This window comes from Pseudomonas sp. HLS-6 TE3448 (genome assembly GCF_053629555.1).
The window spans coordinates 1,836,569-1,863,087 of the sequence record NZ_JBRJIO010000001.1; the positions used below are offsets into that span (position 1 = coordinate 1,836,569).

A 26,519-nucleotide genomic window follows, 5' to 3' on the forward strand; every position below is an offset into this window, starting at 1 on the left:
GTTCATGCGCGCTGTTCGGATTGTGCAGTAAAGTGTGGAATGGATTTTATCAATGGAGATGACATTGGCTTTTTCAGTGGATGCGTTCGCCTGTGTCATTTTCGTATGGCGTGAAGCAGAGTGTGCTGCCTCATGAACGTGATCAACATCATGTGGGCTGGTGGCTCGCCTTTTGTTTCAGTGCACAAGGTCCATCAGCAGATTCTTTCGCTGGCGGCGCCCGGAACTTCAGTCATCAACTGGTTGCTGCAAGGCCGTGCCTTGTCCGACAGTGCTGGGTCGCCAAGCCTGGAATGGAACCTGTCCCCGCGCTTGATCAAGGGGCGGCACGTCTGGAAACTGCTTGGCCCTTGGTTGCGCGCGCGTTTTCGCAAGGCCTTGCTGGAGGCTGATGCCGGTGCGGTGCTGCTCGACGGTGTGGGTGTAGCGCGCTTGTTGCTCCCGGTCCTGCGCAGCTTGCCCAGTGTCCGGGTTGCCGTCCTTTTTCATGGCGAGACACGTCTGAGTACGGCCGATGTCTCGTTGCTCAAGTCCCTTCCTACCTCTCAGCTGACGTTGGTTGCCGTTTCTCGCACGCTTGCCGATGCACTGCAAGGCACTACAGGCTTGCCGGTGACCGTGTTGCGCAGTGCGCTTGAGCCCTCGTGCTTTGAAGCCGCACTGCTGGCACGTGAACAGGCTCGGCAGACACTGGGGGTGAGTACGGACGGGGTCAGGGTAATGGGCGCTGTCGGGCGTCTGGTCGCTAGCAAGGGTTTCGATTATCTGATCGATGCCTTTGCCCAGGCATCCAGGGCGCACCCCGATCTGCGTTTGTTTATTCTTGGTGAGGGTGCTGAGCGCGTGAATCTTGAAGCGCGTGTCGAGCGACTCGGGCTGCTCGGGAAGGTCATTCTGCCGGGGTACTTTTCTGGCTGTGATCAGCTCTATCGCGCTTTCGACTGGGTGTTGATTCCCTCCTATTCGGAAGGGCTGGGCCTGGTGCTGCAGGAAGCTGTTCTGGCTGGTGTGCCGGTGCTATGCAGCGATCTGGCCGTTTTCCGCGAGCAACTGGGCGAGGATGGATGCTACGCGCCCGTGGGTGATACCCAGGCATGGGCGCAGGCCATCGAACGCTGTGCTGCGCTACCTGCCGTCGAGGTAGCGAGTGCCCAGTACCGAGCCTTGGCACCTGCGCAGGCCTGGCAAACGTTCAGCCAGACCTCCCGCGATCTGCTGGCTCCGGTGTCTGCTTCAGCGGGCCAGTAACGCATGTTCCAGCTCAACGAGTGGAAACGCTTCGCTGAGCTGCTCGCGAGACAGGTAACGGGCAAAATGCTGCACGTTGCGTTTGATCATGCGTTCAGGCAAGGGTGCCCGGAGAAATTTCATGTCCGCTACGTCGATGAGCCCCAGGTGACTGTCGGGTGTCACGACGATATTGCCCAGGTGCAGTGAACGAAAATAGATCCCGCAGTGGTGCAGCTTGCGAATCAGCGACACCATTTCCGGCAGCGTTTTCTGCCAGCTGAAGCCGGGCTGTTGGCTGATTTGGCGCAAGGTCTTGCCGGGCAGCGGGCGGTACAGCACTGCAGTCTTGCCGGGTTCGTCGAGTCGGTAATGGGCTAGTACATGCAGTGTGGGGATGCCAAATGCTTCCAGGCGTACGGCATTGTCGATGAAGCGACGGGAGTAGGGTCGCAGCAGCGCCGAAGAGAAAAAACGCTTGCGCCTGAAGAGTTTAAGAATATTACCGTTCTCGAGCAGGTAGACTTTCGCGCCAAAGCTATCGGCCTCCAGGATCTGGGCGCCGAGTATCAGCTGTTCGAGGTCGGCCTGAGTGAGCCGGGAGCATTGCATGGTTGAGGCCTTGTTGAAAATGGCACGCAAAATGACAGGCCATAATGCCGAAAACTTCAGGAATGCACCATGGCAGGATGCTTTGATTCATTGGCAGCGCGGGCATCATGAGCCTGTGATTGCTCTTTACGGTGAGCCGAGTTCCTGTGATGGCATGCCCATCACGTCGGCTGTGATAAAATTTTCCGTTCTACCAGAACAGTGAGCTCGAAGATGGCTGAAACACCGCGAGAGGCGGAGCAGGGCTCCAGTCTGAAAATTTACTTTCGGCTGCTGAGCTATGTGAAGCCTTATATAGGCATTTTCCTGCTGAGCATCGTTGGCTTTGTGATCTTTGCCTCGACCCAGCCGATGCTGGCGGGCATTCTCAAATACTTCGTCGACGGCTTGAGCAACCCCGAAGCGGTGTTGTTCCCCAATGTGCCGTACCTGCGCGACCTGCAGTTGCTCCAGGCGGTGCCCTTGCTGATCGTGGCCATTGCCGCGTGGCAGGGGCTTGGCTCCTTCTTGGGTAACTACTTTCTGGCCAAGGTCTCCCTTGGCCTGGTGCATGACCTGCGGGTTGAGCTGTTCAACAATCTGCTGGTTCTGCCCAATCGCTACTTCGACAGCCACAACTCCGGTCATCTGATCTCGCGGATTACCTTCAACGTGACCATGGTCACGGGGGCGGCGACCGATGCGATCAAGGTGGTGATTCGCGAAGGCCTGACCGTTGTTTTCCTGTTCATCTACCTGTTGTGGATGAACTGGAAGCTGACGCTGGTCATGCTGGCGATCCTGCCGCTTATTGCAGTCATGGTCGGTACCGCCAGCAAGAAATTCCGCAAGCAGAGCAAGAAAATCCAGGTGGCGATGGGGGATGTGACCCATGTCGCTTCGGAAACCATTCAAGGCTATCGCGTGGTGCGCAGTTTTGGTGGTGAGCGCTATGAGCAGGAGCGGTTTGCCAATGCCAGCCAGACCAACACCAACAAACAGCTGCGGATGACCAAGACCGGTGCGATCTATACACCAATGCTGCAATTGGTGATCTATTCGGCCATGGCCGTGCTGATGTTCCTGGTGCTGTTCTTGCGCGGAGATGCTTCTGCCGGTGATCTGGTGGCTTACATTACTGCCGCGGGCTTGTTGCCCAAGCCGATTCGCCAGTTGTCGGAAGTCAGCTCGACCATCCAGAAGGGTGTGGCCGGGGCCGAGAGTATTTTCGAGCAGTTGGATGTTGAGCCCGAGTGTGACACTGGGACGGTGGAGCGTGAGCGCGTCAGCGGTCGCCTTGAAGTGCGCAACCTGAGCTTTACCTACCCGGGTACCGAGCGTCAGGTGCTCAATGACATCAGTTTCAGTGCCGAGCCCGGTCAGATGATCGCACTGGTGGGGCGTTCCGGCAGCGGCAAGTCGACCCTCGCCAGCCTGCTTCCACGGTTCTACAACCACGAGCAGGGCCAGATCCTGCTGGACGGCGTGGAAATCGAGGAGTATCGCCTGCGTAACCTGCGTCGGCACATTGCCCAGGTCACCCAGCACGTCACCTTGTTCAACGATACTGTGGCCAACAACATCGCCTATGGCGACCTGGCCGGAGCACCGCGTGAGCAGATCGAAGCAGCGGCTGCCGACGCCTATGCCAAGGACTTCATCGAGCAGTTGCCGCATGGTTTCGACACCGAGGTCGGTGAGAACGGCGTGCTGTTGTCTGGTGGCCAGCGTCAGCGCCTGGCAATTGCTCGGGCATTGCTCAAGAATGCCCCGCTGTTGATTCTTGACGAGGCAACTTCGGCGCTGGATACCGAGTCGGAGCGGCACATTCAGGCTGCGCTGGATCAGGTCATGAAAGGCCGAACCACCCTGGTGATCGCCCACCGACTGTCGACCATCGAAAAGGCCAACCTGATTCTCGTGATGGATCAGGGGCGTATCGTCGAGCGCGGTACACACAGCCAGTTGATTGCGGAGAACGGCTATTACGCCCGCCTGCATGCGATGGGGCTGGACGAGCCAAGCAAGGCCGACATCACCTGATGCATGCATGCCGGGGCCTGCTGTGCCCCGGCTGCCAATCGGCGTGTGAGCGCCCGCGTGTGCGGCGGCAATCAAGCCTCTGTTTCGCCTGTGCTAATATTCCGCCCCTGTTCATTTTGTATATGGGTTACCCATGAAGTTGTCCATGCCGCGTTTCGATCAAGCCCCGGTATTGGTGGTCGGCGATGTCATGCTCGACCGCTACTGGCATGGCGGCACCTCACGTATTTCGCCTGAGGCCCCGGTGCCGGTGGTCAAGGTCGAACAGATCGAGGACCGCCCGGGCGGTGCAGCGAACGTTGCCTTGAACATTGCTGCGCTGGGTGCGCCGGCGTTGCTGATCGGCGTTACCGGCCAGGACGAAGCGGCCGACAGCTTGACCAATAGCCTGAAGGCGGCCGGTGTCCGTTCGATCTTCCAGCGTATTGCCCATCAGCCGACCATCGTCAAATTGCGGGTGATGAGTCGTCACCAGCAGTTGCTGCGTATCGACTTTGAAGAACCTTTCGCCACCGACCCGTTGTCGCTCGGTGCCGAAGTTGATGCCTTGCTGGACGGCGTCAAGGTGCTGGTGTTGTCGGACTACGGCAAGGGTGCGTTGAAGAACCATCAAAGCCTGATCCAGGCCGCCCGTGCCAAAGGTATTCCGGTGTTGGCTGATCCCAAGGGCAAGGATTTCTCCATCTACCGTGGTGCCAGCCTGATCACGCCCAACCTGAGCGAGTTCGAGGCCATCGTTGGACGTTGCGCTGACGAGACCGAGTTGGTCGCCAAGGGCAGTCAGTTGATGCGTGAACTTGAATTGGGTGCGTTGCTGGTGACTCGTGGCGAGCATGGCATGACCCTGCTGCGTCCAGAGCAACCGGCCTTGCACTTGCCTGCGCGTGCGCGTGAAGTCTTCGACGTCACCGGTGCTGGCGATACGGTCATTTCCACCCTGGCGGCGGCCATTGCGGCCGGAGAAGCGCTTCCGCAGGCAGTGGGCCTGGCTAACCTGGCCGCCAGTATCGTGGTGGGCAAGCTCGGTACTGCAGCCATCAGTGCACCGGAGCTGCGCCGCGCCATTCAGCGCGAGGAAGGTTCCGAACGCGGCGTGTTGGGCTTGGAGCAGTTGCTGCTGGCCATCGATGATGCCCGGGCGCACAACGAGAAAATCGTGTTCACCAACGGCTGTTTTGACATCCTGCACGCGGGCCACGTGACCTACCTGGAGCAGGCGCGTGCCCAGGGTGATCGACTGATCGTGGCGGTAAACGATGATGCATCGGTCAGCCGCCTGAAAGGGCCAGGTCGCCCGATCAACAGCGTGGACCGGCGCATGGCGGTGCTGGCAGGCCTGGGTGCTGTCGACTGGGTCATCAGCTTCCCTGAAGCGACCCCGGAGAACCTGCTCAGCCAGCTCAAGCCGGACGTGCTGGTCAAAGGTGGCGACTATGGTATCGACCAGGTGGTCGGCGCCGAGATCGTCAGGGCCTACGGCGGAACCGTGAAGGTGTTGGGGCTGGTGGAAAACAGCTCGACCACAGCGATCGTCGAGAAGATCCGCAAAAACTGACCCGAACAGCCTGCGCTACTTGTGCAGGCTGCCACGGGCCATCTGCAGCAGTTGCCTGGCCTTGCCCGTCAGGCGACTCAGCCCAGACTCGCTGCGGGCCGGGTTCAGGCCTTCCTGCCTGAGCCAGTCCTTCCAGCGAATACGCTCTTCCTTGACGACCCAGCCGTCCTGCCGGGCAAAACTCTCAGCCAGATACACGCCGCGGGTGCTGGCCGGGTTCAGACGATCCTTCTTCAGCGTGTAGAGCTCAGCCAGGGGGCGTCCGTCTTCGAGTGGCATCAGGTAAAGGTCGGGCCGGCTGCGATTCAGCCGAGCGACCAGTTGGTCGCCTTCCAGGCGTTCGTCGACGTGGAACAGGCTCAGCGACCTCGCTTCCTTGGGTACCTGAAGGCGCAGGTCATAGACCAGTTGTAGCGACGCCGTGGGTAGATGCACATAGGCCCGTGGCCGTTCCAACAGTTGCAGGTTGGCGCAGCGTACGGGCCGTGCGGCACCTGAAAGTGGCGTCACGACAAAGGGCAGGGCGTCACGGTAGTGCAGGGCTTCAGCATAGGGCGCCGGTAACCAGGTTTCGTTGAAGCGTCCACTCAGCCACCCCTCGGGCGTCTCCAGCAGGCATTCCTCGGCCACTTCCTGTATCGCAGTGTGCAGCGGCAGGTTCAGTTCCTGAGCGGGGACATAACCGGAGATCAGCTTGAGCACGACATCGCCCCGGTCCTGACGGCGCTGGCGCACCAGTACCCAATAGTCGCGGTTCTGCCATTGCAGCGTCAGTCGCACCGACACCCCGAGGTTGGCCAGCTCGGCCACGAAGTGTTGGTGATCGCTCAACTGGATGGGTTTGCGCCGCTGCAGGGTCTGGGCAAAATTCAGCGGTTTGCCGATGCTCTGGTAGCTCAGCCCTTCCGGGCTGGCTTCGACATGGAGCGGCAGTGTCTTGAAGTTGCTGGGGTTCTTGCGGATCAGCGTTCGCGGCATGTCGGCTCCTTCTTGCGTTGGGGTCGGCCGCGACGGCGGCTCAGCGCTTGCTTAATACCTGGGCAACGGTGGCCACGTTATGGGCCAGGTGTACGGGGTTGATGGTGCCGACAATAGCACTGCTGACGCCGGGATGGGCAAACAGTAGCTCAAAGCTGGCACGCACGGGATCTTCGTCCGCGTGCAGGCAGACATGGCCGCTGGCCAGTGCCTTCTTCACCAGAATGGCTTTGCCGTGCGCGGCGGCATAGTCCAGTACCGGTCGTTCGCCCTGCTCGTTGAGATTGTAGGTGACCATGGCGCAATCGCCTTGTTCCAGAGCTTTCAAACCACCGGCGACGGTTTTTCCGGAGAGGCCAAAGCCGCGGATCTTGCCTTCCTGCTTGAGCTGCGCGAGGGCTTCGTAAACGCCTTCCTGCTCAAGGATATGCAGATCGTTGCCGTCAGAGTGCACCAGTACCAGGTCGATGCAGTCGGTTTCCAGGCGCGTCAAGCTGCGCTCGACCGAGAGGCGGGTATGGGCCGCGCTGAAGTTGAAGCTCGAAAGGCCGTTGTCGAACTCTTCGCCCACTTTGCTGACGATCACCCATTCATGCCGCTGGCCGCGCAGCAACGGGCCAAGGCGTTCTTCGCTGCGGCCATAGGCGGGCGCGGTGTCGATCAGGTTGATGCCCAGGTCGCGGGCCTGGACGAGCAACTGACGGGCTTCACGGTCATCCGGGATCGTGAAGCCGTTGGGGTATTTCACGCCTTGGTCGCGGCCCAGTTTGACGGTGCCCAGGCCTAGTGGCGAGACCATCAGGCCCAGGCTACCCAGCGGGCGGTGCAGGTCATGCAAGGTGGCTTGGTTCATGGCAGCAACTGCTCCCAGACAGGTGGGGCAATGGGCGGCTTTGGCAGTTCCGGCAGTGTGCTACAGGCTCCGGGCGTAATGCCGTCGCGCGTCAGGCTGGCCATTACGCGATCGGCGAAGTCTGGGGCCAGTGCCAGTTTGGTTGGCCAGCCGACCAGCAAGCGCTGCTGCTCGGCGAGGAAGGCGTTGTCTGGGCGTACCAGGCCTGATTGTGCCGGCTCTGCCCGATCAACCCGCAGGGTTGCCCAGCGCACCTGACTGAGATCGACCCAGGGTAGCAGGCTGGCCACTTCCTTCTTCGCTGCCGCGACCTGTGCATCCGGTTCGCGTGCAACGCCGTCTGCTTCTGCAAGGTCGCCGCCCAGGTACCACACCCACTGGCCATCGGCCGCCGGGTGGGTGGTGACGGTGACGCGTGGTTTGGGGCCACCACCGAGGCAATGCGCATAGAGGGGTTTCAGGCTTGGCCCTTTGGCCAGCACCATGTGCAGGGGGCGTGTTTGCATGGCCGGCTGGCTAAGGCCAAGTGCCGTGAGCAGTTCGGCGTTGCCGGCGCCCGCGCTGAGCACTACGCGCTGCGCACGGATCTCGCGGCCATCGACCCGCAGGCCGACCAGTTCATCGCCTTCACGCAGCGGCTCGATCCGCTCGCCCGCAAGCAGGCTGTCCCCGGCCAGGATCGCCAGGCGATCGAGCAGGCTGGGGACATCAATGACCAGTTCGGCCAGGCGGTAGACTTTGCCTTTGAAGGCGCGATCCTGCAGGGCAGGTGGCAGCTGCTCGCCCTTGACCTGATCGACCCGGCCGCGCACGGCTTTGCTGGCAAAGAAACTGGTGAGATTGCCCGCCAGGGTACCCGGGGACCACAGGTAGTGCGCTTCAGATAGCAGGCGCACACCGGACAGGTCCAGTTCGCCGCTACCGGCCAGGGCTTCGCGCCAGCGCCGAGGCATGTCGGCGATGGCTTCCGAGGCACCGGTCAGGGCGCCGTGCAGGGCGTACTTGGCGCCGCCATGGATGATCCCCTGGGATTTCAGGGTTTGCCCGCCACCGAGGCTGTCGCGCTCTACCAGAACCGTCGAATAGCCCTGACGACGCAGGCGCGCATTGAGCCAGAGGCCTGCGACCCCTGCGCCGACAATCAGGACGTCGGTAGAAATAACCGATGGCATGTACAAACCTCACAAGCTGGGACAGGAGCGCAGTATACAGCCTGCGGCGGTTTGCACCCTGCCTGGCATCAATGCCCGGCGGTTTTTGAAAACACCTGAATTACTACCACGCCGCCGACAATCATCGCCATGCCCAGGATGGCGGGGGTATCGAGCTTTTGGCCATAGAGGAGCAATGCGGCGATGCTGATCAGGACGATCCCCAGCCCTGACCAGATTGCGTATGCGATACCCACCGGAATGCTGCGCACGACCAGGGTCAGCATCCAGAACGCCACGGCATACCCACAGACCATCAGCAGCAGGGGCAGTGGCGTGCTCAGGCCTTTGACCGCTTTCATGGAGGCGGTGGCAATGACTTCTGCGAAGATGGCAATAGCGAGGTAGGTGTAGGCGTTCATGGTGGGTGTCCTCTGTAGTTGGTGGGCATTCTAGAGGATGGTCGAATGCGGTAAAGTCATTAGCTATCTAGATTGGAGATAGGTTGCGATGAGCGAGCAGTGGAGTCTGGAGCAGGTGCGGCTGTTCGTGCGCGTGGCGGAGTTGCGCTCGTTTTCCGCTGTTGCCCGTGAGCAGCGCAAGGCGCAGTCGGCGATCAGCAGTGGCATTGCCTTGTTGGAAGAAGACTTGGGGGTCGTCCTGTTCGAGCGCAGTAGCGGCCGTCAACCGCGCCTGACCGAAGCAGGCGCTGCGTTACTGGAGGACGCCCGCGAACTGTTGCGCCAATGCGAGCGCCTGGATGGCCGGGCCCTGGCGCTGATGCGCGGGCAGGAGGCGCAATTGCGTGTGGCCCAGGATGAGGCCATGCCTTATCAGCCGGTGATCGACAGCCTGGATGAACTGGCCCAGCGTTTTCCGCTACTTGAAGTGCAGTTGGCCAGCGGCGCACAGGGGGATGTAGCGCGCAAGTTGGTTGAGCGTCGGGCGGACCTCGGGTTGCTGTTCCATCATGACCATATGCCTGCCGCGCTGGAGCGTCGGGCGTTGGGTAGCGTCGAGATGGTTACGGTGTGTGCGATCCATCACCCGTTGGCGCAACTGCCGTGGGTCAGTCGGCAGCAATTGGCGCAGCACCGTCAGTTGTTGATTACCCCTCAGGAGAGCGGCTACCCCGGTGGCGAGCCGATCAGCCCACAGATCTGGCGTGCAGACAGTTTCTACGCCATGGCCGAGTTGCTGATGCGAGGCCTGGGCTGGGCCTGGTTGCCCCGGCATGTGGTGCAGTACCCGACTTACCAGACGCAGATGGTCGAGTTGGCCAGTGAATGGACGCCGCCAGCATTGGTGGTGGAACTGGCATGGCGGCGGGATGAGCCCCTGGGGCCGGCTGCACAGTGGTTGGCTGAACGCTTCGCACTGCACTTGCGCGCCATTGGCTAGTACACTGCGGCGCCATGAACAGAACCCTTTATACCCTGCTGTTTCACCTGGGCCTGCCGCTGGTCGCGCTGCGCCTGTACCTGCGCTCGCGCAAGGCGCCAGCCTATGCGAAGCGTATCGGCGAGCGCTTTGCCAAGGGCCTTGCACCGATGCAGACCGGCGGCATCTGGGTGCATGCCGTGTCGGTGGGCGAAAGTATTGCTGCAGCGCCGATGGTGCGGGCCTTGCTCAAACGTTATCCACAGCTGCCCATCACCATCACGTGCATGACCCCGACCGGCTCCGAGCGGGTCAGGGCTATGTTTGCCGATGAGCCGCGCGTTCAGCACTGCTACCTGCCGTACGATCTGCCCTGGGCGGCGGCACGTTTTCTGGATCACGTACAGCCGCGCCTGGCGGTGATCATGGAAACCGAGCTCTGGCCCAACCACATCAACCAGTGCGCCAAACGAGGTATACCGGTGGCTTTGGCCAATGCCCGGTTGTCTGAGCGCTCTGCGCGTGGCTACGGGCGATTTGCCAGGCTGACCCAGCCGATGCTGGCGCAGATGAGCCTGATTGCAGTTCAGACCGAGGCCGAGGCCGAGCGTTTCCGTCAGTTGGGCGCCCGTCCCGAATGTGTTGAGGTTACCGGGTCGATCAAGTTCGACCTGAGCATCGATCCTCAGCTGTTGGTCCGTGCCGGTCAGTTACGTGCACAGTGGCAAGCGGATCGGCGCCCAGTATGGATCGCGGCGAGTACCCATGAGGGCGAAGACGCGATCATTCTGCAGGCGCACCGGCAACTGCTGGAACACCACGCCGACGCCTTGCTGATTCTCGTGCCGCGTCACCCAGAGCGTTTCAATGCCGTGTTCGAGCTCTGTCAGCAGCAGTGTGTGACACAGCGCCGCTCCAGTGGCGAAGCGGTCACTGAGCAAACCCAGGTACTGCTCGGTGACACCATGGGCGAGTTGCTGTTCCTGTATGCGTTGGCAGACATTGCCTTCGTCGGCGGTAGCCTGGTCGCCAATGGCGGGCATAACGTCCTGGAACCGGCGGCCTTGTCCAAGCCGGTGCTCAGTGGGCCGCACCTGTTCAACTTTCTGGAAATCGCAGCGATGTTGCGTGAAGCGGGGGCTTTGCAGGAAGTGGACGACGCGCAAGGCCTGGCTGCACAGGTGCGCCGCTTGATTGAATTGCCAATCGACGCTCGGCGCATGGGTGATGCCGGGTTGTCAGTGATGCGCGCCAACCAGGGTGCATTGCAGCGTTTACTGGACGGGTTGGCGCGGTTGTTCTGAGGGTGTCACCGGCACGCCAGCACGGTCCATTGCGGTCCCGTGTGCGGCTTGCCGGTGTGCGGTCAGGGGCGGCGCTCGAAGTTCGCTTGTGCGGCCTTGGCCAGGTCAGGCGGCAGGAAGTCCTTGTCCGGGTTGTAGTCGGCTTTCAGGTAGCGAGTCAGGTCTTGCAGGTCCTGCGGGCTCAGTGTGCCAGCGGCTTGCTTGAGGCGCAGGTTGTCGAGGATGTAGTCGTAGCGGGTGTTGTTGTAGTCCCGCACCGAGGTGTACAGCTGACGCTGGGCATCGAGTACGTCGACGATGTTGCGTGTCCCGACCTGGTAGCCGATCTCGGTCGCTTCCAGTGCGCTCTGGTTGGAGATGATCGACTGCTTGCGCGCTTGCACCTGCTCCACATCGGTGTTCACTGCACGGTGCAGGTTGCGGGTGTTTTCCACCACTTGGCGGCGCAGGCTCTCGCGTTGCTGTTCAGTCTGGTTCAGGCGCTGGTAGGCCTCACGCACCTGCGAGCTGGTCAGCCCGCCACTGTAGATCGGAATGTTCAACTGCAGGCCAATGCTGCGTTGTTCGACATCGCCTCCGTATCGAACACCCGGCGTTGGGTTGCTGAACCCCAGGTTGTCGTTGTCGCCTTTCTGGTAGTTGGCCACTGCATCGAGCGTCGGGGCATGCCCGGCCTTGCGTTGACGCAGGGTTTCCTCCGCGGCGCTGACGGCATAGTTGGTCGCCTGCAAGGTCAGGTTCTGCCGTGCGGCGGTGTCGACCCAGGCGGTGGCGTCGTTCGGAATCGGCACCTGCACGGGCAGGGTATGTACGATGCCCTGGATCGCGTTGTACTCACGGTTGGTCAGGGTGATCAGTGCCTGGAAGGCGTCTTCGACCTGACGCTGGGCAAGGATCCGGTTGGCCCGCGCCGTGTCATAGCTTGCCTGGGACTGCAGTACGTCGGTCTTGTCCGACAGGCCCACGTCAAAGCGTTCGTTGGATTGGTCCAGCTGGCGCTTGAACGCGGCTTCCTCGGCCTTGGTCGCCGCCAGATTGTCCTGGGCACGCAGCACGCTGAAATAGCTGTCTGCACTCTGCAGAATCAGATTCTGTTCGGTAGCCGAAAGCTCCAGTGCCGCTTGTTCATTGACGGCCTGTGCCGCTTGTAACTGGAACCAGCGATCGGCACGGAAAATCGGCTGCGACAGGGTCGCTTGCCACGAGTTGCCACTGCGGTTGGCGGTGGTCGAGGGTTCATCGAACTGGGTGCGGGTGCTCTGCATCTCGGCCCCGGCCGAGAGGTTTGGCAGTAGCCCGGCACGCGCCTGCGGTACGACTTCGCGGCGAGCACCGTAGTTGGCCTGGGCCGCTGCCAGATCGGCGTTATTGTTGACTGCTTCTTGATAGACGCTGACCAGGTCGGTCTTTGCGGACAAGGGCGCTTCTGCTGCCCAGGCCATTCCGTTGGTAGCACAAGACACGGCAAGGGCCAGTGAAAGTTTGCGCAGCATAGGGCAATCCTTGAACGAGTTAGATAGTCGCTTAGTTCGGAGCGTAGTGCAGTGTAGTTGCGCTGACATGTTGCAACAATCTGCCATATCCGCCATTGATCGTACGCAGTTTTACAGTGGTGGCTTTACGCGTCACTCCAGTCTAGACTGACCCGGTTCTTGTCGGGGTGCCTTGTGTTGAGGCTGAGATCGGATAATTCCGGATCCCGTTGAACCTGATCAGGTTAGCGCCTGCGTAGGGAACAAGATTGCTCGCCTTCCCGCGAGCCCTCTTGTGCCAGGGTCCGGGAATGTCGAGTCAGCTTCAGGCTGCCAGGCATCGCCGACTATGGCACAGCACCAGTCCTGGTGCGTCCGTGCCTTTCAGGTTCACTCCGACATTCCACCGCTGGATGCCGTCTGGAGAGCCTGTGATGAGTAAACAAGAAAAATACGCCAACCTGAGTGAATCGGCTCAGGTCGATCAGCAGTCCGTGCAACCTTTTACCCGTTCGCGAAAAATTTATGTCGAAGGCTCGCGCCCAGACATTCGTGTGCCGATGCGTGAAATCAGCCTGGACGATACGCCGACCGACTTCGGTGGCGAGCCTAACGCTCCGGTGCTGGTCTACGATACTTCGGGCCCTTACACCGACCCGAACGTGGTGATCGATGTGCGTAAAGGCCTGGGCGACGTGCGCTCGGCCTGGATCGAAGCCCGTGGCGACACCGAGCGCCTCGACGGCCTCAGCTCGCATTTCGGCCAGCAACGCCTGAGTGACCCGGAGCTGACCGCACTGCGTTTTGCCCACGTCAAAAACCCGCGTCGGGCCAAGGCCGGTGCCAACGTCAGCCAGATGCACTATGCGCGCAAGGGCATCATCACGGCCGAGATGGAGTACGTTGCCCTTCGCGAAAACATGAAGCTGCAGGAAGCCCGTGCCGCCGGCCTGCTCAACCAGCAGCACGCCGGTCACAGCTTCGGTGCCAGTATTCCGAAAGAGATCACCCCTGAGTTCGTCCGCGAGGAAATCGCCCGTGGCCGTGCGATCATTCCGGCCAACATCAACCACGTTGAACTGGAACCGATGATCATCGGCCGTAACTTCCTGGTGAAGATCAACGGCAACATCGGCAACAGTGCCCTGGGCTCGTCCATTGAAGAAGAAGTGGCCAAGCTGACCTGGGGTATTCGCTGGGGTTCGGACACCGTCATGGACCTGTCCACCGGCAAGCACATCCATGAAACCCGCGAGTGGATCATCCGCAACTCGCCGGTTCCGATCGGTACCGTGCCGATCTACCAAGCATTGGAGAAGGTCAACGGTGTCGCCGAGGACCTGACCTGGGAACTGTTCCGTGACACCTTGATCGAGCAGGCCGAGCAGGGTGTGGACTATTTCACCATCCACGCCGGTGTGCTGCTGCGTTACGTGCCACTGACCGCCAAGCGTGTGACCGGTATCGTCAGTCGTGGTGGTTCGATCATGGCCAAGTGGTGCCTGGCGCACCACAAGGAAAACTTCCTCTACACCCATTTCGACGAAATTTGCGAAATCATGAAGGCCTACGACGTCAGCTTCTCGCTGGGTGACGGCCTGCGTCCGGGTTCGATTGCCGACGCCAACGACGAAGCGCAGTTCGGTGAGCTGGAAACCCTTGGTGAGCTGACCAAGATTGCCTGGAAACATGACGTTCAGTGCATGATCGAAGGCCCTGGCCACGTGCCGATGCAGTTGATCAAAGAGAACATGGACAAGCAGCTGGAGTGCTGCGACGAGGCGCCGTTCTATACCCTCGGCCCACTGACCACGGACATCGCTCCTGGCTATGACCACATCACCTCCGGTATCGGTGCGGCGATGATCGGCTGGTTTGGCTGCGCCATGCTCTGCTATGTGACGCCGAAAGAACACTTGGGCCTGCCGAACAAGGATGACGTTAAGACCGGCATCATTACCTACAAGATCGCCGCGCATGCTGCCGACCTTGCCAAGGGCCATCCGGGGGCGCAAATCCGTGACAATGCCTTGTCCAAGGCGCGCTTCGAGTTTCGTTGGGAAGACCAGTTCAACCTTGGCCTGGACCCGGACACTGCACGCAGCTTCCATGACGAAACCCTGCCGAAGGATTCGGCCAAGGTCGCGCACTTCTGCTCCATGTGCGGGCCGAAGTTCTGCTCGATGAAGATCACTCAGGAAGTGCGCGAGTACGCCGCCAACCAACGCATCGAAGCGCTGGATGTATCGGTCGAGGAAGGCATGCGTGAGCAGGCCGAGCGGTTCCGCCAGGAAGGCAGCCAGTTGTACAAAAAGGTCTAAGGACATCCTGGGGCGGCGCGCCATGCGCACCGCCTCGCAACCAGGCCAACCCCTACAGACACTGCACATGCCGGTGCCTGTGGGGGTTGGCTTGGGCGCAATGGGGTTCAAACGACTACCTGACTCTCTCCCTGTCGAGACCATCGCCGTGAGCACATCCAGCCACTACTCCCCCGACCATCCTGTTCCAAGTCATCAGCGTACCTTCGGTGCACGTGACCTGTTTTCCCTGTGGTTTTCCCTTGGCATTGGCCTGATGGTGCTGCAGACCGGCGCCTTGCTCGGTCCGGGGCTGGGGCTTGCGGGTGCGTTACTGGCGATTATCCTCGGCACGGCCGTGGGCGTGTTGTTGCTGGCGGCGGTCGGCGTCATCGGCAGTGATACCGGCCTCTCGGCCATGGCCGCTTTGCGGTTGAGCCTGGGGCGGCAGGGGGCGGCCTTGCCGGCACTGTTGAACCTGCTGCAACTGATCGGTTGGGGCGCGTTCGAGATCATTGTCATGCGCGATGCCGCCAGCTTGTTAGGGGCGCGGGCGTTCGGTGACGGGAGTCTCTGGGCCGGTCCGTTGCTTTGGACGCTGTTCTTTGGTGGCCTGGCGACCTTGCTGGCCGTCAGTGGCCCGTTGACCTTCGTACGGCGGATCCTGCGCAAGTGGGGCATCTGGTTGCTGCTGGGTGCCTGCCTGTGGCTGACCTGGAACCTGTTCGCCAAGGCAGATCTGGCCAGCCTCTGGCAACGTACGGGAGATGGTTCGCTGTCATTTGCACTGGGCTTTGATATCGCGATTGCGATGCCGTTGTCCTGGCTGCCGTTGATTGCCGACTACTCGCGTTTCGGTCAGCGTGCTTCGCGGGTGTTCGGTGGCACGGCGCTCGGCTTTTTTATCGGTAATTTCTGGCTGATGAGCCTGGGCGTAGCGTATACCCTGGCATTTGCCCCAAGCGGTGAAACCAATGCACTGCTGTTGGCCCTGGCCGGTGCTGGCCTGGGCATTCCCTTGTTATTGATTTTGCTGGACGAGTCGGAAAACGCGTTTGCCGACATTCACTCGGCCGCTGTTTCGACAGGCCTGCTGCTGCCCTTGAAAGTCGAGCATCTGGCCTTGGTCATTGGCCTGGTGTGCACACTGATCGCTTGTTTGGCGCCACTGGCGCAGTACCAGAACTTCTTGTTGCTGATTGGCTCGGTGTTTGCCCCGCTGTTTGGCGTCGTGCTGGTGGATCACTTCATCTGGCGCCGCCGCCGTGCGGACGTCAGCATACGGGCACTGCACTGGGGGGCGTTGCTGGCCTGGTGTGGCGGTGTGCTGATCTACCACCTGTTGGCGAATTACTCCCCTGAAGTCGGCGCAACCCTGCCGGCATTGCTGTCGGCAGGGTTGTTGTACGGGCTTTCAGTGGGCGTATTCAGCCGCGGCCAGGAAAAAGCTCCGGCTTGAGGATGCCGTTCAGGCGCGGGTAAGGGATCTTCAGCTCAGTGTGGCCCATGGAGTAGGGCGCGATGGTGTAGACCTCATATTTGAGTACCAGCGCGCCGTACGTCAGGGCAATGTGTGGGGTCTTGCGGAAGGGCCAGGTTTGCACGAACTCCGGGTCCTGATCCATCTTGACGCTCGCCAGCCAGCTCTTGTGAGCCAGTTGCGCTTGCTGCCAGAAGGCTTCCTCCTGATCAGGCAGGAGCATGTCCTGCAACGTCAGCACCTTGTCCTGTTGGCGCGAGTAGTTGATGAAGCCGCGTCCGGGCATGCCATGGGCACCGCCGGTGTCCAGGTAGCTGGACAGTTCAATGATCACCAGTCCGTCATGCTGTTCGCGTACCTTGGCTTGCAGGTAGCTGCTGTTGCGGCTTTCGGCGTCACGCAGAAACTGTTCTTCGTAGGCTTTGAGCGAGGCGGGCAGTGCTGTGCGGTTGTTGTCCTGGGTCATTTGCAACAGGCGTCGCTCGACGAGTGCATCCAGCTTTGGCTGTGCCGGGAAGTGAATCGTGTCGATGTTTACCAGCGGGCAGTCGGTGTTGTTGCAGCCTGGCTTGATGTGTTCCCAGGCCTCGCGTTTGACCTCCAGTGGCGTACGCATGTTGGGCTGGAACACGCTTTGGCAAGCGCCCAGCGCCAGTGCCAGTACGGCCACGGAAGTCAGTTTCGCAAGCGTCATGATGGTCCCTGTAAGGCTAAGGTAATCGGGCTTTGACCGTCGGCGGCGCCTTCGGTTCGCCACTAAGCTGAATAGACCAGCGGGCTGCCTATCCTCGCAGCCTCGCCGGTATCTTTAAAGAGGTGAAAGCTGGCCGAGTGCGCGTTAGGATGGCGCCAAGCGGTACACCGAAGCAATGAGGATTTCCATGACAGACAAGGCTAGTGCTGTGCCCAGCGCCGTTGAGATCGTTCAACGGGACAACTGCTACAAGGGCTTTTACCGGCTCGATAAGGTGCGACTGCGTCATGAGCTGTTCGCAGGCGGCATGGGGCGGGAGATAAGCCGTGAGCTGTTTGTGCGTCACGATGCCGTGTGTGTGCTGCCGTACGACCCGCAGCGTGATGAAGTGGTGCTGATCGAGCAGTTTCGCGTCGGTGCCATAGGCAAGGTTGAGAACCCTTGGCTGATAGAACTGGTTGCTGGTCTGATCGACAAGGACGAACAACCGGAAGAAGTTGCACACCGCGAAGCCGAGGAGGAAGCTGGCCTGAAGTTCACTGCCCTGTGGCCCATGACGCGGTATTTTCCATCGCCGGGCGGCAGTGATGAGTACGTTCATTTGTACCTTGGCCGTTGCAGCAGCGTGGGGGCGGGTGGCTTGCACGGTTTGGAGGCTGAGGGCGAAGATATTCGCGTGAAGGTCTGGTCATTCGAGGATGCCCTTCAGGCCGTGCGCGATGGGCAAATCATCAATGCGGCAAGCATCATTGCCTTGCAATGGTTGGCGTTGAACCGCGATGAAGTCAGGGGGCTATGGTCGTGAATCTGTTGCGTGAGCGCTATCGGGTCGATCTGGTGGGCTTGCAGGCTGCCTGCGAGGCCAACTATGCGCGCCTGATGCGGCTGTTGCCGGACATGCGCAACACCCAAAGCTCGCGCCGTATCGGTATGACCCAGGGCGACCAGATGCTTGGCGTTCTGGTGCTCGATGTTGTCCTTGCCTGTCCTTACACCACCACGCTACGTGTACGTCAGGAACACAGCCTGCCCTGGTTGCCGGTGCCGCAGTTGGAGGTGCAGGTCTATCATGATGCGCGCATGGCCGAAGTGGTCAGCGCTGAGCATGCCCGACGCTTTCGCAGCATCTACCCTTATCCGAACACGCAGATGCATCAGCCGGATGAAAAGGCTCAGCTCAACCTGTTCCTCGGCGAGTGGCTGAGCCACTGCCTGGCCTGTGGGCACGAGTTGGCGGCGGTGCGTTAAAAATGTGAAGCCGGTCGTGTAACGGGTTTGCTCCGACGTTTCGTCGCCACCATAATCGTGCCGAATCCGCCCCAGGAGCGAGCCTTGCAGCCTCAATCGACTTCCACCAGTGATGCCTCAGTGCTACTGGTCCAGCTTTCCGACAGTCATCTGTTTGCCGATGAAGGCAGCACGCTGCTTGGCATGAACACCGGTGACAGCCTGCAGCGGGTCATCGGGCAGGTGCTGAACGAGCAGCCACGTATCGATCTGGTGTTGGCAACGGGCGATCTGTCCCAGGACGGCACACAGGCGTCCTACGAGCGGTTTCGCCAGATGAGCGAGCAAATTTCTGCACCGGTACGCTGGTTGGCGGGCAATCATGACGAGCCCTTGCCCATGGCGCAGGCCGCGCAAGGCTCGGATGTGCTTGAGCCGGTCATGGATATCGGCGCCTGGCGGGTCATTCTGCTCAATTCGGCGGTGTCGGGTGCCGTGCCAGGCCTGCTGGCCGAGGATCAACTGCAATTGCTTGAGCAGGCGCTGGCCACGGCGCCCGAGCGCCATCATCTGGTCTGCCTGCACCACCATCCGGTCTCGATTGACTGCGCCTGGTTGGCGCCGATCGGCCTGCGCAATGGCGATGCCCTGTTCGCCGTCCTTGAGCGTTATCCACAGGTCAGGGCAGTACTCTGGGGGCATGTCCATCAGGAGTGGGATGAACAGCGTGGTGACATTCGTCTGCTCGCCTCACCGTCCACCTGTATTCAGTTCGAGCCAGGCAGCGAAGACTTCACCGTAGGCGCACAGGCGCCGGGGTACCGCTGGTTGCGACTCCACGGCAACGGTCAGATCGATACCGGCGTGTCCCGTGTCAGCGATTTTGCCTTCACGGTGGACTACGGTAGCACGGGTTACTGAGTACAAAGTGTTGCGAAGTCTCCAAAGCTGATCCAACGCCCGCCGGACACGCTAAACTGCATGCTTTTGCGCCCGCAGTGCGGGCCATGTCGATGCGCGGGGGTGGTATGTCGGGTTCGATTCTTTATATCCACGGGTTCAATAGCGCGCCGTCATCGAAGAAGGCCACTCAGTTGGTGGCGGTCATGCAGCAGCTGGGCTTGGAGGAACAGCTTCGGGTTCCGGCGCTGCACCACCATCCCCGTGAGGCAATCGCACAACTGGAAGCAGCCATCGCCGAACTCGGTGCGCCATTACTGGTCGGCAGCTCACTCGGCGGCTACTATGCGACCAGCCTGGCCGAGCGCCACGGTCTGAAGGCCCTGTTGATCAACCCGGCAGTCAATCCGCACCAGTTGTTCGACGGCTACCTGGGTAGCCAGCAGAACCTCTACACCGGTGAAACATGGGAACTGACGGTCGATCATGTGCATGCACTGGCCGAACTGGAAGTGGCCCCGCCACGCGATGCTGAGCGCTTCCAGGTCTGGTTGCAGACCGCTGATGAAACCCTTGATTATCGCCGTGCCGAAGCCTTCTACCGGGCATGCGCCTTGCGGATCCAGGCAGGGGGCGACCATAGCTTCCAGGGCTTCGCCGAACGTTTGCCGGCCTTGCTGAACTTTGCAGGAATTGCGCCGAAACAGTATCAAACGCTCGATTTTTCTGTATTTTGATTGCTTATTTTTACCTACGAATGACGACGAGAACCCATGGCCAATCCCAGCGCTAGCGCCTATAACGCAGACGCCATCGAAGTCCTCTCCGGCCTTGACCCTGTGCGCAAGCGCCCGGGCATGTACACCGATACCAGCCGGCCGAACCACCTTGCTCAGGAAGTCATCGACAACAGTGTCGACGAGGCCTTGGCCGGGCACGCCAAGTCGGTTCAGGTAATCCTGCACGCCGACCATTCTCTGGAAGTCTCGGATGACGGTCGTGGCATGCCGGTGGACATCCACCCTGAAGAAGGGGTCAGCGGGGTCGAGCTGATCCTGACCAAACTGCACGCGGGCGGTAAGTTTTCCAATAAGAACTACCAGTTCTCCGGCGGTTTGCATGGGGTCGGTATTTCGGTGGTCAACGCCTTGTCCAGTCAGGTTCGGGTCAAGGTCAAGCGTGATGGCAACGAGTACCAGATGACCTTCGCCGACGGCTACAAGGCCAGCGAGCTGGAAGTGGTCGGTACGGTCGGCAAGCGCAACACGGGTACCAGCGTCTACTTCGCGCCCGATCCAAAGTACTTCGACTCGCCGAAGTTCTCCATCAGCCGCCTCAAGCATGTGCTCAAGGCCAAGGCGGTGTTGTGCCCGGGGTTGCTGGTCAGCTTCGAGGACAAGGCCAGTGGTGAGAAAGTCGAGTGGCACTACGAAGACGGCCTGCGTTCCTACCTGGTCGACTCGGTCAGCGACTACCTGCGTCTGCCGGACGAACCGTTCTGCGGCAGCCTGGCCGGTAACAAGGAAGCCGTGGACTGGGCCTTGCTGTGGCTGCCCGAAGGCGGCGACAGCGTTCAGGAAAGCTACGTCAACCTGATCCCGACCGCCCAGGGCGGTACCCACGTCAACGGCCTGCGTCAGGGTCTGCTCGACGCCATGCGGGAGTTCTGCGAGTTCCGCAACCTGCTGCCGCGTGGGGTCAAGCTGGCGCCTGAAGATGTCTGGGAGCGCATTACCTTTGTGCTCTCGATGAAAATGCAGGAACCGCAGTTCTCCGGGCAGACCAAGGAACGCCTGTCCTCCCGCGAGGCGGCTGCGTTTGTCTCCGGCGTGGTCAAGGATGCCTTCAGCCTGTGGCTCAACGCCCACCCAGAGCTGGGCATGCAACTGGCCGAACTGGCGATCAGTAACGCCGGGCGTCGCCTCAAGGCGAGCAAGAAGGTTGAGCGCAAGCGTGTCACTCAAGGGCCGGCCCTGCCCGGCAAGCTTGCTGACTGCGCCGGGCAGGACCCGATGCGCGCTGAACTGTTCCTGGTCGAGGGTGATTCGGCAGGCGGCTCGGCCAAGCAGGCACGGGACAAGGAGTTCCAGGCGATCCTGCCGTTGCGCGGGAAGATCCTCAATACCTGGGAGGTCGATGGTGGTGAAGTCCTGGCCAGCCAGGAAGTGCACAACATTGCAGTCGCCATCGGTGTCGATCCAGGTGCCAGTGACATGAGCCAACTGCGTTACGGCAAGATCTGCATCCTGGCCGACGCCGACTCCGACGGCCTGCATATCGCCACCTTGCTGTGCGCGTTGTTCGTTCAGCACTTCCGCCCGCTGGTCGAGGCGGGCCATGTCTACGTCGCCATGCCGCCGTTGTACCGGATCGACCTGGGCAAGGAGATCTACTACGCCCTCGACGAGGCGGAGCGCGATGGCATTCTCGATCGCCTGGTCGCCGAGAAGAAGCGTGGCAAGCCTCAGGTGACGCGCTTCAAAGGTCTGGGTGAGATGAACCCGCCACAACTGCGCGAAACCACGATGGACCCAAACACCCGGCGCCTGGTTCAACTGACCCTGGATGATTTCGCGCAAACCAGCGAGATCATGGACATGCTGCTGGCCAAGAAGCGTGCGGGCGACCGCAAAAACTGGCTGGAAACCAAAGGGAATCTGGCCGAGGTCATGGCTTGATTCGTCCGCTGTTGGCGAGCGTGCTGCTGCTTTTCGCCTTGCCGACGCTGGCTGCGCCCTGGCCGGAACTGACACTCCAGGCCGAGCATCCTGTCGACGGCATGCGTGGCGGCAACCTCTCGGGCCTGGCCTTGTGTGGCAAGGACCTGTGGGCGATTTCGGATCGTGATGATGACCTGCTGTACCGCCTGGACACCTCGGCGCCCGTCTGGCAGGCCATCGCTAGCACGATGGTGTTGCCCCCTGCGCCGAACAGCGCATTGCCTTGGGGAGTGCGCATGCGTAATTGGGCTGCGTCCTGGGTACGGGGTGGCTCGATCGATTTCGAAGCCGTGAGCTGTGACGCCACTGGCAACAAGTACCTGGTCAGCGAGGCCCATGCGGCCGTACTTCAGGTGCCGGTTGATGGTGCGCCAAACTGGTTAAAAATTGACCCCGGCGTTATTCGTCAGGCCCGTGGCAGTGGCATGCTGCTGCACTTCAATGCCTTGTTTGAGGGGCTTGCCGTCAACCCGTCCGGTGACCGTATCTGGCTGGCTGCCGAGCGCGAAAGGCGCGGTCTGCTGTTGATTAAACGACAGCAGACGACCTGGGACTGCAATGGCGGTTGTGTATTGCTCAGTGAAGGCGGGGCTGAACTTCAGCCGGCGCAGATGCCCAACGCGAAAGCCTGGGAGCGTGATTTTGCCGACCTGGCGTTGTTCAATGACAAGCTGTTCACCCTGGAACGCAATGCGTTTCGAATCTGCCGCCGAGACCCGGCCACGGCTGTGGTCGAGCGCTGCTGGTCGTTTGCTGCTGAAGCCTTGACGGAGCCGCGTCGCTATTCACAACCCTTCGGCCTGGCTGAAGCGTTGGTGATCGACGCTGAAGGTGCCTGGGTAGGCCTGGATAACAATGGTGGCAGCCGTGCCGATGGCGAAAGCCGCCCGATCGTCTGGCGTTTTGCTGCGCCCAAGGACGGTTGGAGCGCCAAGCCATGAGCCAGGCCCCGGGCAAGCGTGCCGGTCGGGTGTTCCTGATACTGGCGTGGGCCGCCGGTCTGTTTCTGGCGACACGCTTTTTCGGGCAGTGGGAGCAGCGTCAGGAAAACCCGAACAAGGTCGTCAGTTCGGTGCGGGGCGAGGATTACATCGAGGTGCAACTGGTCGGTAATGGCCAGGGTCACTTCGTCGCCGATGGCCAGATCAATGGTCAGGCGGTGCATTTTATGCTGGATACCGGGGCGACCGATGTGGCCATCCCCGAGCGTCTGGCAACCCGGCTCGGTCTTGAGCGCGGCGCTCCGGTCACCCTGAGCACTGCCAATGGCCGTACAGAGGGTTACCGCACGCGGCTGGACGAACTGCAGTTGGGCGATATTCGCTTGCTCGATGTGCGTGCCCTGGTGGTGCCGGGGCTAGGCGGCGAGCAGGTGCTGTTGGGCATGAGTGCCCTGAAACGACTTGAATTTACCCAGCGCAGCGGCACCTTGCTGCTGCGCCAGACCTTGAAATGATGAGGCCCGCATGAGCGACTCCCTTGATCTCAGCCTCGATGGCGTAGAGCGCCGGTCACTGGCTGACTTCACCGAACAGGCCTACCTCAACTACTCCATGTACGTGATCATGGACCGTGCGCTGCCACATATCGGCGATGGCCTGAAACCGGTGCAGCGACGTATCGTCTATGCCATGAGCGAGCTGGGGCTGGACGCTGACGCCAAGCACAAGAAATCAGCACGTACCGTTGGTGATGTACTCGGCAAATTCCACCCCCATGGCGATTCGGCCTGTTATGAAGCCATGGTGTTGATGGCCCAGCCGTTCAGCTACCGCTACACACTGGTCGATGGCCAGGGTAACTGGGGCGCACCGGATGATCCGAAGTCCTTTGCCGCCATGCGTTACACCGAGGCACGCCTGTCGCGTTACTCCGAAGTACTGCTCAGTGAGCTGGGCCAGGGTACCGCCGACTGGGTGTCGAACTTTGACGGTACCCTCGACGAACCTGCCGTGCTGCCAGCACGTTTGCCGAACATTCTGCTCAACGGTACCACCGGTATCGCAGTGGGCATGGCGACTGACGTGCCGCCCCACAACCTGCGCGAAGTGGCCAGTGCCTGTGTGCGGCTGCTCGATGAGCCGAAAGCGACCGTCGAACAGCTGTGTGAGCATATCCAGGGCCCAGACTATCCGACCGAGGCGGAAATCATTACGCCACGGGCCGACCTGCTGAAAATCTACGAAACCGGTCGGGGTTCGGTGCGCATGCGCGCGGTCTACCGCATCGAGGATGGCGATATCGTCGTTACCTCGTTGCCGCATCAGGTCTCCGGCGCGAAGGTGCTGGAGCAGATCGCCGCGCAGATGCAAGCCAAGAAGCTGCCGATGGTGGCCGATCTGCGGGACGAGTCTGACCATGAAAACCCGTGCCGGATCGTGATCATCGCCCGCTCCAACCGGGTCGACCTCGACGAGTTGATGCAGCACCTGTTTGCCACCACGGATCTGGAGTCCAGCTACCGGGTCAACATGAACATCATCGGCCTTGACGGTCGCCCTCAGCTCAAGAATCTGCGGGCGCTGCTCAGCGAGTGGCTGGAGTTCCGGGTTGGTACTGTGCGTCGTCGTCTGCAGTTCCGCCTGGACAAGGTCGAGCGGCGCCTGCACCTGTTGGAAGGTTTGCTGGTGGCGTTCCTCAACCTGGATGAAGTGATTCATATCATCCGCACCGAGGACCAGCCAAAAGCTGCGCTGATCGCCCGTTTCGGCCTGACCGAAACCCAGGCGGAGTACATTCTCGAAACCCGCCTGCGCCAACTGGCGCGGCTGGAAGAAATGAAAATTCGCAATGAGCAGGACGAGTTGGCCAAAGAGCAGGCTCGCCTGATCGCCTTGCTGGGTAGCGAATCCAAGCTGCGCAAGCTGGTGCGCACGGAACTTATCAAGGATGCCGAGACCTACGGCGATGATCGCCGCTCGCCGATCATCGAGCGTGCCGAGGCCAAGGCCCTCTCGGAAAACGAGTTGATGCCGACTGAGCCGGTTACCGTGGTGCTCTCGGAGAAGGGCTGGGTGCGTTGCGCCAAAGGTCACGACATCGATGCAACGGGGCTTTCCTACAAGGCCGGCGACGGTTTCAAGACTGCCGCTGCGGGGCGTTCCAACCAATTCGCGGTATTCATCGACTCGACGGGCCGCAGCTATTCGGTGGCGGCTCATACCCTGCCGTCGGCGCGGGGGCAGGGAGAGCCGCTGACCGGCCGACTGACACCGCCGCCAGGGGCTACTTTTGAGTGCGTGCTGCTGCCTGACGATGACGCGCTGTATGTGATCGCTTCCGATGCCGGCTATGGCTTTGTGGCCAAGGGCGAAGACCTGCAGGCCAAAAACAAGGCGGGCAAGGCGCTGCTCAGCTTGCCGAATGGTGCCAAGGTCATTGCGCCGCGTGCGTTGGCCGACCGTGAGCAGGATTGGCTGGCAGCCGTCACGACCGAAGGTCGGTTGCTGGTGTTCAAGGTCAGCGACTTGCCGCAGTTGGGCAAAGGAAAGGGCAATAAAATCATTGGTATTCCAGGTGAGCGGGTTGCTAGCCGCGAAGAGTACGTCACTGATTTGGCGGTCGTTCCTGAGGGTTCAACCCTTGTATTGCAGGCCGGCAAGCGTACCCTGTCTCTCAAGGCTGATGACCTGGAGCACTACAAGGGTGAGCGAGGGCGGCGCGGTAGCAAGCTGCCACGTGGTTTCCAGCGGGTTGATGCGTTGCTGGTCGAGAGCCTTGGCTAGTGTGCTCGTGGGCCGTATACCCGGCTTTTTTGGTCGGGTATACGGCACAAATGCTGGAGTCGCGCCGCATATTCGCGGATGATAGGCCCCTTGTGGTGCCCAGGTAGCTGGGTGCCCGAGTGAATTTATGTGTATCACTGCGGTGAGCCGAGTGGCGACCGCCTGGATGGGATGATGACTTTTCTGCGCCTTCCATTTGTTCTACTGCTGGCAGGGGTATTGGGCCTTGCTGGCTGTAGCATGCATCAACCGGTTGCGCTGTATCAGCTCGACGATGGTCAGCCTGAGCAGCCTAAACAGGCGGGCGGCATGGCCGTTGTGCTGGGGCCGGTGTCGGTTGCTGATTACTTGCAACGTGAAACCTTCCTGCAGCGTCAAGCGGACGGCAGCCTGACTGCTGCCACCGATGGTCGTTGGGCAGGCAGCCTGTCGGCTGACATCGATCAGTTGCTGGTACGTCAGTTGGCCTGGCGTCTGGACAGCCATCGCGTCGTGCTGGCGCCGGCCACGTCGGGTTTCAGTCCTGACGTGCAAGTGCTGCTGTCGATCACACGTCTGGATTCGGGCGTGCATCAGCCTGCCATCCTGGATGCCCAGTGGCGGTTGATTGACCGTCGCGGCAAGGTTCGCGACAACCGTATCATCCACCTTGAGGAACGGCATCTGGGCAGCTCTGCTGATCAGGTCAAGGCTCAGGGGGTATTGCTGCAGCGATTGTCTGAACAGTTGAGCGCTGCGCTCAAACCGCTGGCCAATCAGCCGCCTGTGGTCGAAGAAACACCACGCAAGGCTGCTCCTGTGCAGGTGCGCAAGGAGGGGCCTGAAAAGTCGAAGATCCCTCTGGCTTCGCCAATCCGCACCGAAATGGAAGTGTTCCGCTTCTGAAGAACAAGCCCGCAGCGATGCGGGTTCAGGCTGT

At 60.9% G+C, this 26,519-nt stretch carries 24 protein-coding genes and 1 riboswitch; of the genes, 17 read left to right on the top strand and 7 right to left on the bottom strand.

The window, feature by feature from the left end:
- The first annotated feature begins 132 nt into the window (after positions 1 to 132).
- Positions 133 to 1,248 carry a glycosyltransferase gene (locus tag AB7M23_RS08510; RefSeq protein ID WP_454240602.1) on the top strand — a complete coding sequence of 372 codons (1,116 nt, stop codon included), beginning with the start codon at positions 133 to 135 and terminating at the stop codon, positions 1,246 to 1,248.
- Here AB7M23_RS08510 and AB7M23_RS08515 read toward each other — a convergent pair.
- On the bottom strand, positions 1,234 to 1,839 hold the full coding sequence (locus AB7M23_RS08515) for a lipopolysaccharide kinase InaA family protein (protein ID WP_330522286.1): 606 nt from the start codon (positions 1,837 to 1,839) through the stop codon (positions 1,234 to 1,236). The genes AB7M23_RS08510 and AB7M23_RS08515 overlap by 15 nt on opposite strands.
- On the opposite strand from AB7M23_RS08515, the gene AB7M23_RS08520 reads away from it, so the two are divergent.
- From AB7M23_RS08520 to hldE, 3 genes are all read left to right on the top strand, one after another.
- On the top strand, positions 1,838 to 2,044 hold the full coding sequence (locus AB7M23_RS08520; RefSeq protein ID WP_330522287.1) for a hypothetical protein: 207 nt from the start codon (positions 1,838 to 1,840) through the stop codon (positions 2,042 to 2,044). The two genes, AB7M23_RS08515 and AB7M23_RS08520, sit on opposite strands and share 2 nt — an antisense overlap.
- Positions 2,045 to 2,052: 8 nt before the next feature.
- A complete protein-coding gene (msbA, locus tag AB7M23_RS08525) occupies positions 2,053 to 3,861 on the top strand; it encodes a lipid A export permease/ATP-binding protein MsbA (RefSeq protein WP_330522288.1) in 1,809 nt (602 codons plus the stop codon).
- 133 nt (positions 3,862 to 3,994) lie between these two features.
- Positions 3,995 to 5,416, top strand: a complete 1,422-nt coding sequence (gene hldE, locus AB7M23_RS08530; RefSeq protein WP_065758721.1) for a bifunctional D-glycero-beta-D-manno-heptose-7-phosphate kinase/D-glycero-beta-D-manno-heptose 1-phosphate adenylyltransferase HldE — start codon at positions 3,995 to 3,997, stop codon at positions 5,414 to 5,416.
- A gap of 15 nt (positions 5,417 to 5,431) precedes the next feature.
- On the opposite strand, the gene AB7M23_RS08535 is transcribed toward hldE, so the two are convergent.
- The 4 genes from AB7M23_RS08535 to AB7M23_RS08550 form a co-directional block, all read right to left on the bottom strand.
- A complete protein-coding gene (locus AB7M23_RS08535; RefSeq protein WP_454240603.1) occupies positions 5,432 to 6,394 on the bottom strand; it encodes a metal ABC transporter ATPase in 963 nt (320 codons plus the stop codon).
- 40 nt (positions 6,395 to 6,434) lie between these two features.
- Positions 6,435 to 7,247 (bottom strand): aldo/keto reductase, encoded by an 813-nt coding sequence (locus AB7M23_RS08540; RefSeq protein ID WP_454240604.1) that lies wholly within the window; start codon positions 7,245 to 7,247, stop codon positions 6,435 to 6,437.
- Entirely contained in the window at positions 7,244 to 8,419 is a 1,176-nt protein-coding gene (locus AB7M23_RS08545; protein ID WP_454240605.1) for an NAD(P)/FAD-dependent oxidoreductase, read from the bottom strand. The genes AB7M23_RS08540 and AB7M23_RS08545 overlap by 4 nt, the downstream gene beginning before the upstream one ends.
- Positions 8,420 to 8,487: 68 nt before the next feature.
- A complete protein-coding gene (locus AB7M23_RS08550) occupies positions 8,488 to 8,820 on the bottom strand; it encodes a DMT family transporter (RefSeq protein WP_065758725.1) in 333 nt (110 codons plus the stop codon).
- A gap of 88 nt (positions 8,821 to 8,908) precedes the next feature.
- On the opposite strand from AB7M23_RS08550, the gene AB7M23_RS08555 reads away from it, so the two are divergent.
- Together AB7M23_RS08555 and waaA are read left to right on the top strand one after the other, a co-directional pair.
- Positions 8,909 to 9,799: a LysR family transcriptional regulator gene (locus AB7M23_RS08555; RefSeq protein ID WP_454240606.1), complete on the top strand. Its 891-nt coding sequence runs from the start codon at positions 8,909 to 8,911 to the stop codon at positions 9,797 to 9,799.
- A gap of 14 nt (positions 9,800 to 9,813) precedes the next feature.
- Entirely contained in the window at positions 9,814 to 11,082 is a 1,269-nt protein-coding gene (gene waaA / locus AB7M23_RS08560) for a lipid IV(A) 3-deoxy-D-manno-octulosonic acid transferase (protein ID WP_065758727.1), read from the top strand.
- Positions 11,083 to 11,144: 62 nt separating this feature from the next.
- On the opposite strand, the gene AB7M23_RS08565 is transcribed toward waaA, so the two are convergent.
- Positions 11,145 to 12,575 carry a TolC family outer membrane protein gene (locus tag AB7M23_RS08565; protein WP_454240607.1) on the bottom strand — a complete coding sequence of 477 codons (1,431 nt, stop codon included), beginning with the start codon at positions 12,573 to 12,575 and terminating at the stop codon, positions 11,145 to 11,147.
- A 153-nt stretch (positions 12,576 to 12,728) separates the two neighbouring features.
- Positions 12,729 to 12,834: riboswitch (TPP riboswitch) on the top strand.
- Positions 12,835 to 12,988: 154 nt separating this feature from the next.
- On the opposite strand from AB7M23_RS08565, the gene thiC reads away from it, so the two are divergent.
- The gene (thiC, locus tag AB7M23_RS08570) at positions 12,989 to 14,875 is read left to right on the top strand and encodes a phosphomethylpyrimidine synthase ThiC (protein ID WP_065758729.1); all 1,887 of its coding nucleotides are present in this window, start codon (positions 12,989 to 12,991) and stop codon (positions 14,873 to 14,875) included.
- Positions 14,876 to 14,975: 100 nt separating this feature from the next.
- Positions 14,976 to 16,313, top strand: a complete 1,338-nt coding sequence (gene cytX / locus AB7M23_RS08575) for a putative hydroxymethylpyrimidine transporter CytX (protein ID WP_454242158.1) — start codon at positions 14,976 to 14,978, stop codon at positions 16,311 to 16,313.
- On the opposite strand, the gene AB7M23_RS08580 is transcribed toward cytX, so the two are convergent.
- Positions 16,282 to 17,028 (bottom strand): RsiV family protein, encoded by a 747-nt coding sequence (locus AB7M23_RS08580; RefSeq protein WP_454240608.1) that lies wholly within the window; start codon positions 17,026 to 17,028, stop codon positions 16,282 to 16,284. The genes cytX and AB7M23_RS08580 overlap by 32 nt on opposite strands.
- A gap of 187 nt (positions 17,029 to 17,215) precedes the next feature.
- Between AB7M23_RS08580 and AB7M23_RS08585 the strand changes: the two genes are divergently transcribed.
- The 9 genes from AB7M23_RS08585 (at position 17,216) to AB7M23_RS08625 (ending at position 26,485) form a co-directional block, all read left to right on the top strand.
- A complete protein-coding gene (locus tag AB7M23_RS08585) occupies positions 17,216 to 17,833 on the top strand; it encodes an NUDIX domain-containing protein (protein WP_454240609.1) in 618 nt (205 codons plus the stop codon).
- Positions 17,824 to 18,276 carry a DUF1249 domain-containing protein gene (locus AB7M23_RS08590; protein ID WP_065758732.1) on the top strand — a complete coding sequence of 151 codons (453 nt, stop codon included), beginning with the start codon at positions 17,824 to 17,826 and terminating at the stop codon, positions 18,274 to 18,276. The genes AB7M23_RS08585 and AB7M23_RS08590 overlap by 10 nt, the downstream gene beginning before the upstream one ends.
- A gap of 84 nt (positions 18,277 to 18,360) precedes the next feature.
- On the top strand, positions 18,361 to 19,176 hold the full coding sequence (cpdA, locus tag AB7M23_RS08595) for a 3',5'-cyclic-AMP phosphodiesterase (protein WP_099773403.1): 816 nt from the start codon (positions 18,361 to 18,363) through the stop codon (positions 19,174 to 19,176).
- Positions 19,177 to 19,283: 107 nt separating this feature from the next.
- Positions 19,284 to 19,892 (top strand): YqiA/YcfP family alpha/beta fold hydrolase, encoded by a 609-nt coding sequence (locus AB7M23_RS08600; protein ID WP_102052383.1) that lies wholly within the window; start codon positions 19,284 to 19,286, stop codon positions 19,890 to 19,892.
- 36 nt (positions 19,893 to 19,928) lie between these two features.
- Entirely contained in the window at positions 19,929 to 21,833 is a 1,905-nt protein-coding gene (gene parE / locus AB7M23_RS08605) for a DNA topoisomerase IV subunit B (RefSeq protein ID WP_065758735.1), read from the top strand.
- Positions 21,830 to 22,816: an esterase-like activity of phytase family protein gene (locus AB7M23_RS08610; RefSeq protein WP_454240610.1), complete on the top strand. Its 987-nt coding sequence runs from the start codon at positions 21,830 to 21,832 to the stop codon at positions 22,814 to 22,816. The genes parE and AB7M23_RS08610 overlap by 4 nt, the downstream gene beginning before the upstream one ends.
- On the top strand, positions 22,813 to 23,331 hold the full coding sequence (locus AB7M23_RS08615; protein ID WP_065758737.1) for a retropepsin-like aspartic protease family protein: 519 nt from the start codon (positions 22,813 to 22,815) through the stop codon (positions 23,329 to 23,331). Before AB7M23_RS08610 ends, AB7M23_RS08615 begins: the two co-directional genes overlap by 4 nt.
- A 10-nt stretch (positions 23,332 to 23,341) precedes the next feature.
- Entirely contained in the window at positions 23,342 to 25,600 is a 2,259-nt protein-coding gene (gene parC, locus AB7M23_RS08620; RefSeq protein ID WP_454240611.1) for a DNA topoisomerase IV subunit A, read from the top strand.
- 174 nt (positions 25,601 to 25,774) lie between these two features.
- Positions 25,775 to 26,485, top strand: a complete 711-nt coding sequence (locus AB7M23_RS08625) for a PqiC family protein (RefSeq protein ID WP_065758739.1) — start codon at positions 25,775 to 25,777, stop codon at positions 26,483 to 26,485.
- Positions 26,486 to 26,519 lie beyond the last annotated feature (34 nt).

Excerpts from the sequence above, each read along its gene's own strand:
- AB7M23_RS08510 (WP_454240602.1), top strand. The coding sequence starts at position 133 with ATGAACGTGATCAACATCATGTGGGCTGGTGGCTCGCCTTTTGTTTCA.
- AB7M23_RS08520 (WP_330522287.1), top strand. The coding sequence starts at position 1,838 with ATGGTTGAGGCCTTGTTGAAAATGGCACGCAAAATGACAGGCCATAAT.
- AB7M23_RS08515 (WP_330522286.1), bottom strand. The coding sequence starts at position 1,839 with ATGCAATGCTCCCGGCTCACTCAGGCCGACCTCGAACAGCTGATACTC.
- msbA (WP_330522288.1), top strand. The coding sequence starts at position 2,053 with ATGGCTGAAACACCGCGAGAGGCGGAGCAGGGCTCCAGTCTGAAAATT.
- hldE (WP_065758721.1), top strand. The coding sequence starts at position 3,995 with ATGAAGTTGTCCATGCCGCGTTTCGATCAAGCCCCGGTATTGGTGGTC.
- AB7M23_RS08535 (WP_454240603.1), bottom strand. The coding sequence starts at position 6,394 with ATGCCGCGAACGCTGATCCGCAAGAACCCCAGCAACTTCAAGACACTG.
- AB7M23_RS08540 (WP_454240604.1), bottom strand. The coding sequence starts at position 7,247 with ATGAACCAAGCCACCTTGCATGACCTGCACCGCCCGCTGGGTAGCCTG.
- AB7M23_RS08545 (WP_454240605.1), bottom strand. The coding sequence starts at position 8,419 with ATGCCATCGGTTATTTCTACCGACGTCCTGATTGTCGGCGCAGGGGTC.
- AB7M23_RS08550 (WP_065758725.1), bottom strand. The coding sequence starts at position 8,820 with ATGAACGCCTACACCTACCTCGCTATTGCCATCTTCGCAGAAGTCATT.
- AB7M23_RS08555 (WP_454240606.1), top strand. The coding sequence starts at position 8,909 with ATGAGCGAGCAGTGGAGTCTGGAGCAGGTGCGGCTGTTCGTGCGCGTG.
- waaA (WP_065758727.1), top strand. The coding sequence starts at position 9,814 with ATGAACAGAACCCTTTATACCCTGCTGTTTCACCTGGGCCTGCCGCTG.
- AB7M23_RS08565 (WP_454240607.1), bottom strand. The coding sequence starts at position 12,575 with ATGCTGCGCAAACTTTCACTGGCCCTTGCCGTGTCTTGTGCTACCAAC.
- thiC (WP_065758729.1), top strand. The coding sequence starts at position 12,989 with ATGAGTAAACAAGAAAAATACGCCAACCTGAGTGAATCGGCTCAGGTC.
- cytX (WP_454242158.1), top strand. The coding sequence starts at position 14,976 with ATGGGGTTCAAACGACTACCTGACTCTCTCCCTGTCGAGACCATCGCC.
- AB7M23_RS08580 (WP_454240608.1), bottom strand. The coding sequence starts at position 17,028 with ATGACGCTTGCGAAACTGACTTCCGTGGCCGTACTGGCACTGGCGCTG.
- AB7M23_RS08585 (WP_454240609.1), top strand. The coding sequence starts at position 17,216 with ATGACAGACAAGGCTAGTGCTGTGCCCAGCGCCGTTGAGATCGTTCAA.
- AB7M23_RS08590 (WP_065758732.1), top strand. The coding sequence starts at position 17,824 with ATGGTCGTGAATCTGTTGCGTGAGCGCTATCGGGTCGATCTGGTGGGC.
- AB7M23_RS08600 (WP_102052383.1), top strand. The coding sequence starts at position 19,284 with ATGTCGGGTTCGATTCTTTATATCCACGGGTTCAATAGCGCGCCGTCA.
- parE (WP_065758735.1), top strand. The coding sequence starts at position 19,929 with ATGGCCAATCCCAGCGCTAGCGCCTATAACGCAGACGCCATCGAAGTC.
- AB7M23_RS08615 (WP_065758737.1), top strand. The coding sequence starts at position 22,813 with ATGAGCCAGGCCCCGGGCAAGCGTGCCGGTCGGGTGTTCCTGATACTG.
- parC (WP_454240611.1), top strand. The coding sequence starts at position 23,342 with ATGAGCGACTCCCTTGATCTCAGCCTCGATGGCGTAGAGCGCCGGTCA.
- AB7M23_RS08625 (WP_065758739.1), top strand. The coding sequence starts at position 25,775 with ATGACTTTTCTGCGCCTTCCATTTGTTCTACTGCTGGCAGGGGTATTG.